Consider the following 2113-nt stretch of genomic DNA (forward strand, 5'->3'; position numbering starts at 1 on the left):
CGCTTCCGGCCGATGCCCGGGACGCGGGTCAATTTCACCAGGTCGCCCGAGGCCAGCGCGCCCAGCAGCTCCGCCGGCTCCAGGACCGACAGCGACGCCAGCGCCAGCTTCGGACCCACCCCCGACCCGCCCAGGAGCAGCCGGAAGACCTCCCGCTCGCCAGGTTCCTGGAAGCCGAAGAGCGCCGGACCCGTCTTCTCGTTCCAGCAGAGTTCGGTCAAGAGCCGGACCCTTTCCCCGGTTGCGGCGCGCTGGAGCCGACCGTAAACCACCAGGGAAATGGAAACGTGGTACCCCACGCCGCCGACCTCGAGGACCACCGCCCCGGGGCTCACGCTGACCACGATGCCGGAGAGGGATGCGATCACCCGGTCCTCCCGGTTTGCAGGATGGTATGGAGGCGCCAGCGGTCGCGGTCGCCCGGCCGCTTCGCCCGGCAGGCGAAGTAAATCCGCATCACCGACCCGTCGGCGGTGCGCACGGTGTAGCGGTGTTTCCGGAGATAAATTTCACCCGAGGGGCAGGGGCCGTATCCCTTGGTCTGTTCCAAAACCTCGGCCACGGCGTACTCCCGCCCCCGCCAGAGAAATTTCCCCGGCAGGGCCGGCTCGCCCCGGCTGGTCCCGGTCGTGTCGAAGCTCCCGGCCACCGGGGTTATCGCCTCGCCGACGAAGGTCTCCGCCACGTTCGTCCTCCGAGTAGGCCGGTATCCGTAAGCCAGGGGGCCGTCCCGACCGTTCGATTACATGCCCCCGGGAGGGGGTGTCTTTTCCCGGTCGGTACGCAAAAAGCTCTTTTCACCCGCTACCGGCAGGCGACCGGGGCGCGCAGGAGGTGGCAGATGGCGGCGGCGAGGGCGTCCGAGGCGTCGTCGGGGACGATTGGCGCGTCCAGCCCCAGTATCCGCTGCACCATGAACGCCACCTGCTCCTTGGCGGCCCCGCCGCGGCCGGTGACGGATTTTTTTATATCCCGGGGGGCGTACTCAAAAACGGGCACCCCGGCGCGTCTGGCGGCCAGGACCGCCACGCCCCGCGCGTGACCCAGAAGGATGGCCACCTTCGCGTTCTTGGCCGTGAAGACCGTCTCCACCCCCGCGGCCTCGGGCGCGAACCGGGACAGGACGGCGGTGAGCTCCAGGTAAATCCGCTCGAGGCGGTCGGCCAGCGGGTCGCCCGCCCGGGTGGGGATGCAGCCGTAGCCGAGGCAGTGGAAGCTCGATCCCCGACCTTCCACCACCCCCCAGCCGGTGCGGGTCAGCGAGGGGTCGAGGCCGATTACCCTCACTCTTCCAGCTCGAGGTCGTCGGGGATGTTGTAGTTTGTGGATACTTTTTGGACGTCCTCGTTGTCCTCGAGGGCCTCGAGGAGGCCGATGACCTTGCGCCCCTCCTCGCGGGGGAGGTCCACGGGGGATTTGCTCACGTAGGAGATGGAGCTTTCGAGGATGGGGAAGCCGCCCTTTTCGATGGCCTCGTGGACGTGGGAGTAGTCGGCGATCCGGGTGAGAACCTCGAAGAAATCGCCCTCGTCGGTGATGTCCAGGACGCCGGCCGCGAGACCCACCTCCATCAGGAGCTCCTCGTCGGCCTCCCGGTCCACGAGGATGAGCCCGCGCCGGTCGAAGGCGAAGCTGGCGGAGCCGGACTTGGCCATGCGTCCGCCGCGCTTCTCGAAGATGTGCCTGATCTCCGGGGTGGTGCGGTTGGCGTTGTCGGTGATGACCTCGACGAGGACGGCGACGCCGCCGGGTCCGTAGCCCTCGTAGAGGTGCTCCTCGATGACGACGCCGGGGAGCTCGCCTGTGCCGCGCATGATGGCCCGCTGGATGTTCTCCTTGGGCATGTTCTCGGCGGTGGCGCTGGAGATGGCGGCTCGGAGTCGCGCGTTGAGGTCGGGGTCGCCGCCGCCCTCCCGGGCCGCGATGGTCACTTCCCGGATGAGCCGGGTGAAAATCTTCCCGCGCCGGGCGTCCTTGACGCCCTTTTTGCGCTTGATGGTGGACCACTTGGAGTGTCCGGACACCGCTAGTCCTCCGCGGGATGGCCGTTGGGCGCTACGGGGGTATTAGTATACGATTTTCCTATTCGATAAGCAGGGTGCGTTTACGGTTA

At 67.7% G+C, this 2113-nt stretch carries 4 protein-coding genes; all 4 read right to left on the reverse strand.

What is annotated here, in order from left to right:
- Window positions 1–368, reverse strand: a 368-nt coding sequence (locus NTW26_07860; protein ID MCX7022169.1) for a Holliday junction ATP-dependent DNA helicase RuvA, incomplete at its 3' end; no start/stop codon positions are given.
- Window positions 365–685: a DUF6504 family protein gene (locus NTW26_07865; GenBank protein MCX7022170.1), complete on the reverse strand. Its 321-nt coding sequence runs from the start codon at window positions 683–685 to the stop codon at window positions 365–367. The genes NTW26_07865 and NTW26_07860, both read right to left, overlap by 4 nt.
- Before the next feature lie 119 nt (window positions 686–804).
- Complete coding sequence (gene ruvC, locus NTW26_07870) at window positions 805–1287, reverse strand: crossover junction endodeoxyribonuclease RuvC (GenBank protein ID MCX7022171.1); 483 nt, start codon at window positions 1285–1287, stop codon at window positions 805–807.
- Window positions 1284–2024: a YebC/PmpR family DNA-binding transcriptional regulator gene (locus NTW26_07875; protein ID MCX7022172.1), complete on the reverse strand. Its 741-nt coding sequence runs from the start codon at window positions 2022–2024 to the stop codon at window positions 1284–1286. The genes ruvC and NTW26_07875 overlap by 4 nt, the downstream gene beginning before the upstream one ends.
- Window positions 2025–2113: the final 89 nt, after the last annotated feature.

It is taken from the genome of bacterium, assembly GCA_026398675.1.
Taxonomy (GTDB): Bacteria; RBG-13-66-14; RBG-13-66-14; order RBG-13-66-14; family RBG-13-66-14; genus RBG-13-66-14.